Annotated in this window: 4 protein-coding genes; 3 read left to right on the top strand and 1 reads right to left on the bottom strand. The window is 30.2% G+C overall.

Features of this window, described 5'->3' with window-relative positions:
- Positions 1-191: 191 nt before the first annotated feature.
- The 3 genes from E6248_RS12100 to E6248_RS12090 all read left to right on the top strand — a co-directional run bounded on the left by E6248_RS12100 (position 192) and on the right by E6248_RS12090 (position 3,832).
- Entirely contained in the window at positions 192-1,064 is an 873-nt protein-coding gene (locus E6248_RS12100) for a shikimate dehydrogenase (RefSeq protein WP_316341057.1), read from the top strand.
- Between the two features lie 61 nt (positions 1,065-1,125).
- Positions 1,126-1,572, top strand: coding sequence for a type II 3-dehydroquinate dehydratase (aroQ, locus tag E6248_RS12095; protein WP_291678095.1), 447 nt, complete (start codon positions 1,126-1,128; stop codon positions 1,570-1,572).
- Positions 1,573-1,828: 256 nt separating this feature from the next.
- The gene (locus E6248_RS12090; RefSeq protein WP_316341056.1) at positions 1,829-3,832 is read left to right on the top strand and encodes an FAD-dependent oxidoreductase; all 2,004 of its coding nucleotides are present in this window, start codon (positions 1,829-1,831) and stop codon (positions 3,830-3,832) included.
- Between the two features lie 506 nt (positions 3,833-4,338).
- On the opposite strand, the gene E6248_RS12085 is transcribed toward E6248_RS12090, so the two are convergent.
- Positions 4,339-5,541: an MFS transporter gene (locus E6248_RS12085; protein WP_316341055.1), complete on the bottom strand. Its 1,203-nt coding sequence runs from the start codon at positions 5,539-5,541 to the stop codon at positions 4,339-4,341.
- Between the last annotated feature and the right edge of the window lie 216 nt (positions 5,542-5,757).

The following is a 5,757-nucleotide window of genomic DNA, read 5'->3' as shown; positions in this document are numbered from 1 at the left end:
AATCTATAGATAATGTAGTAAAAATCAATTGGATTAATATAACCTATTAGAATATAATAAAATTAAATTAAGTGTTAAATATTTAACGTTCATTTTGCTTTAGATATTACGAAAGAAATGAAATATTCTAATTAAGTTTAAATAAAGTTTGGGTAGTTAGAAAATATCCAGATATTAAAGGAGAGAATACAATGGAAAAACGTATTTCAGGTTATACTACATTAATAGGATTATTAGCAACACCGATAAAACATACAAGTTCACCTAAGATGCATAATGAAGCATTTCAATACTTAGGATTAGATTATGCTTATCTTGCATTTGAAGTTGGAAATGATGGATTAGAGGATGCAGTAAAGGGATTAAAAGCAATGCAGGCTAGAGGTTGCAATGTATCAATGCCAAATAAGACTGTAATTCACAAATATTTAGATAAGCTAACTCCAGCTGCTGAACTTGCGGGAGCTGTAAATACAGTTATAAATGATGACGGAGTATTAACAGGACATATTACTGATGGTGTTGGATACATGATGTCATTAAAAGATGCTGGATTTGACATTATAGGTAAGAAAATGACTATAGTTGGTGCGGGTGGAGCAGCTACAGCAATATGTATACAAGCAGCTTTAGATGGAGTATCTGAACTTTCAATATTTAATCAAGATGATGAATTCTTTGCAAGAGCAGAAGAAACGGTTAAGAAGATTAATGAAAAAACAAACTGCAAAGCTACGTTATATAGACTAGAAGATAAAGAAGCATTAAGAAGAGAAATTGCTGACTCTGCAATATTTACAAATGCTACAGGAATGGGAATGAAGCCATATGTAGGTCAAACTTATATAGAAAGAGATATGTTAAGACCTGAACTGATAGTGAGTGATGTTGTATATCAACCAGCAAGAACTAGATTATTAGAACTAGCTGAAGAAGTTGGATGTCCAACGATAAATGGTCTTGGAATGATGTTATTCCAAGGAGCAGAAGCATTTAAGTGCTGGACTGGTAAGGAAATGCCTATAGATCATATGAAGGAATTTTTATTTGGTGATAACAAATAGATATTATTAGAAAATAGATTTAATAAAAATATTTTATTAAATAATTTTGGAGGGAAGATATATGAAATTCATGGTTATTAACGGACCAAACATAAATATGATTGGTGTTAGGGAAAAAGGAATATACGGATCAAAGAGCTTTACTGAAATATGTGAATACATAAAGGAAGAAGGAGAAAAGAGAGGACATGAAGTTACTCTTCTTCAAAGTAATTGTGAAGGAACTATGATTGACTTCTTACAAAGAGCATACTTCGAAAAGTTTGATGGAGTAGTAATAAATCCAGGTGCATACACACATTATAGCATAGCTTTACATGATGCTATAAAAGGTAATACTGGAATTCCAACAGTAGAAGTTCATATCTCAAATGTACATGCTAGAGAAGAGTTTAGAAAAGAATCTAAAACAGCTCCAGCTTGTATTGGACAAATGTGTGGATTTGGTGAAAAAGGATATGTACTTGCAATGGAAGCACTAGAGGATTACATTACGAGAAATAAATAATTAATAAAAGAATATATGAAAGGCTGTTGCAAGATGTTGCACAGCCTTTTTAAATGAAGAATTAACAGATAATATTTTAAAAATATATAGGTTTAGTGAATTTGAATTATAGATTATTTCTATAAAAAATGCTTAAAACATTCATTAGATTTATAGGATTTTTAAAGTTATAATTAAATTAATAATTTTCATAGACATAATTTATAGATATAAAAGTTAAAACTTTATCAATATTCAATTGTAGGGAGAATGGAAGATGAATAAATACGAAAATATATTTAAGCCACTAACAGTTAAAAACATGACTATTAGAAATAGAATTGCTATGCCTCCAATGGGGACGAACTATGGTGGAGCTATGGGTGATTTTACTGAAGAGCATGTTCAATATTATGAAAAAAGAGCTAAAGGTGGAACTGGATTAATCATAGTAGAAAATGCTTGCGTGGATTTTCCAATGGGATCAAATGGTACAACTCAAATAAGATTAGACCATGATAGATATATTCCGAATTTATATAGATTAACAGAAAGATTACATAGACAAGGTGCTTGTGTGGCTATCCAAATAAATCATTCAGGGGCATCAGCTGTACCAGGAAGAATAGAAGGAAATACTCCAGTATCATCTTCAAATGTACCATCCAAAACTGGTGGAGCTATTCCAAGACCACTTACTGTAGAAGAAATATATGCAATAGCTGATAAGTATGCAGAAGCAGCAAAAAGAGCTCAAATGGCTGGATTTGATGCAGTAGAAATACATGGAGGACACTCATATTTACTATGCCAATTCTTATCCCCTCTATATAATAAGAGAACTGATGAGTTTGGTGGAAATTTAGAAAATAGAACAAGGTTTGCTAAATTAGTATTAGAAAAAGTTAGAGCTGCAGTGGGTCCAATGTTCCCAATAAGCTTTAGATTCAGTGCTGATGAGTTTATTGAAGGTGGAAATAAATTAGAAGATACTTTAGAAATGATGGAATACCTTGTTGATGAAATTGATATATTAAATGTTTCAGCAGCAGTTAATGATACACTGCAATATCAAATAGATGCTAACTACTTAAATGATGGATGGCGTTCATACATGGCTAAGGCTTTTAAAGAGAAGTTTAATAAGCCAGTTATAACATCAGGAAATATTAGAAAGCCAGAAGTGGCTGAAAAAATATTAGCAGAAGGTCATGCTGACTTATTAGCAATGGGACGTGGACTTATAGCAGATCCAGAATGGGTTAATAAAGTTAAGAACGGAAGAGAAGATGAATTAAGAAAGTGTATATCTTGTAATATAGGATGTGCAGGACATAGAATAGGTTTAAATAGACCATTAAGATGTACTATAAACCCAGAAGTTATTTTAGGTGAAGAAGAACATACTTCAATGAAAGTTAATAAACCAGTTAACGTTGTTGTTATTGGAGGGGGTACTGCAGGACTTGAAGCTGCTTGTACAGCGGCTGAAGTTGGATGTACTACATTCTTATTTGAATCTAAACCTTATTTAGGTGGGCTAGCTAGAGAAATAGCTAAGTTACCAGCTAAAGATAGAATTAACGATTTTCCAAATTACTTAATTAATAGGGCGAAGAAATTAAGAAATCTTTATATATTCACAAATACAACTGCTAATGTTGAAGCAATAGAAAACTTAAAACCAGATGTAATTGTTAATGCTACAGGATCAACTCCATTATTACCTCCAATAACAGGATTACATGAGAGAGTTGATAAGGAAAATACAAAGGTGTTCTCAATATTTGGATTAATAGAAAATATTAATAAATTCAATGAAATGGACCTAGCAGGAAAGAAAATAGCAGTTATAGGTGGAGGAGCAGTTGGACTAGATGTAGTTGAATACTTTGCTCATAAGGATTCACAAGTTACTATAGTTGAAAGAATGCCTATGATAGGTAATGGATTAGATGTAATAACTAAGATTGATATGATGTCAATGGTTAAGAATAAAGAAGTTGATGTAAGAGTTGAAACATCATTATTAGAAATTAAAGATAGTAGCTTTATAGTTAATAAAGATGGTGTAGATGAAGAAATAGAATTCGATTATGGATTTGTATGTTTAGGAATGAGAGGATATTCACCATTAATGGTTGAATTACAGGAAAAGTTCCAAGCGAATAATGTTGAAGTTATTAATATTGGAGATAGCGTTAGAGCAAGAAGAATAATTGAAGGTGTTGAAGAAGGAAGACGTATTACTGATACACTTAAGAGAATTGGGGCTCTATAATTCAAATATTAATAGAATTATTTTTTAGATATAACTAGTATGATTAATTAAAATTATATATTAAAGATATTTATATTTAACATATATATCTATGAAAAGGGGCTACTAAACAGCCAAGGTTGTGTGATATCTACAATTACTTTCCCATCTAGAACAGCTTTTATTTGTCACACAACTAAGGTTATGTAATGGCCCCTTTTTATTATAAAACTGAAAAAGATGTTATAAAATTACGTAAAATAATAATTATGATATATCGATCACTTTTCTCAAAAGTATATTTCAATATAGGTTTAGAGTATATTTCTTATAGATACGTGGCTAAGGCTTCATTAAACCATTTAGGAAGAGTAGCTGTGTTTCTTAATTTATTTTTTAAGTCCATATACAAAGCATAATGCACATATTCATAAAGAATAGTAGTGCTGTTCTAAGGAATATTATTAAAATAAAAGGCTATGCATTATCGTGCATAGCCTTTTATATTGGTTTAAGAAGCTTTTAATTCATTTTTTTACTATGTTGTATCTTATGTTAACAATAAGTGCTAATACAACTCCTAAAGCAGTTACTGCAATATCAAATAGTATTACATGGCTTAAGTTTATGTCTGCTAATATACCTGTGATACTTGGAACAACTGTAGAAGATATACTTGAAGCTGTAAATACTATACCAGTAATCTTACCCTTGCTTGTTGGGAATAACTCTGACATTGATGTTAAAGCTAGCTGTAAAACTCCACCTGCAGCTGAGAATCCTATCACGAATGCAGCAACTATGCAAGTTAAAGTGCTTGGGAAAATCCAAAGGATTATTAACATTATTAATGATATTAATGGGTAAACAAATGTAAATCTAACTTGTTTAATCCATTTAGCAACTAGTATTGAAGTAACAAATACTGATACTATTGAACCAGTACTGTAAATACTTATAAGTTTAAGTGATATTGTTTGCTCAACGCCAGCAACTTCTCTTGCAAATGATGGTAACCAATTTGCGATTATTTGGAATGTCGCAGTAGCCGTGAATCCTATTAATATCAAACATATACCTTCGATCCAGAAGTTAGCTTTAACTTTATTTTCAATTTTTTCTTCTGAAAGATTTTCTTTTTTATCTTCATTAGTTTTAAAGGATGGGAAAGGAAGCTTTAATATAAATAATCCGTTTATTACAAATATGATTATACATAATATAAATGACCATCCATAGTAAAGATTATTGCTAATTAGGAAGCTTATTATCCATGGTAATAAGAATTGACCAGCAGATATAAAGGCTTTAATAGCAACGTTAGCACTTCCTGGTGCGTTAGGGAAGCACTCTGTTAATGCAGGATAAGTACCAGAATCCATAAATGAGTTAGCCATACCAGCAAGTAGTGCAAAAAAGAATGCCATTGTTACATTAGTACTAACTAAAATACCACCCATAAATATAACATAAGTTATCATTCCTAAAAGAATAAATGGTTTCCTACCATATTTATCAGATAAGACTCCTGATATAAATAATACAATCAGTCTACCTAATCCAAGAGCCGAGATGATATAAGCTACACCAGCTTTATTAGTGTTTAATTGTTCAATTAAAAAATCGATGTTTTGTGCTAATATTATACAGCCCATACCATGTAAAAAGTAGTTAATATACATAGATAATGCTGTAGGCATATACTTATTTTTAGTAAGTGTATTTTGCATTTTTAATACTCCTTTGATAAAATTTTAACGTTTTTAAATATAAGATTGTTATTTAATTTACAATATAGATTGTAATATATTATTTTTGATAAATCTAATATATATTATTAGATTTATTTATAGAAATAATCTATGAATATGATATAATTTAATTGTTATTATAGATTTTTTTATATAATTAAGATAAATTAAAGACAAAAGAATGTTATTTTAATA

The sequence above is a fragment of the Clostridium sp. genome (genome assembly GCF_032552055.1).
Taxonomy (GTDB): domain Bacteria; phylum Bacillota; class Clostridia; order Clostridiales; family Clostridiaceae; genus Clostridium.
This window is presented reverse-complemented; position numbering and strand designations above follow the sequence as displayed.

Excerpts from the sequence above, each read along its gene's own strand:
- E6248_RS12100 (WP_316341057.1), top strand. The coding sequence starts at position 192 with ATGGAAAAACGTATTTCAGGTTATACTACATTAATAGGATTATTAGCA.
- aroQ (WP_291678095.1), top strand. The coding sequence starts at position 1,126 with ATGAAATTCATGGTTATTAACGGACCAAACATAAATATGATTGGTGTT.
- E6248_RS12090 (WP_316341056.1), top strand. The coding sequence starts at position 1,829 with ATGAATAAATACGAAAATATATTTAAGCCACTAACAGTTAAAAACATG.
- E6248_RS12085 (WP_316341055.1), bottom strand. The coding sequence starts at position 5,541 with ATGCAAAATACACTTACTAAAAATAAGTATATGCCTACAGCATTATCT.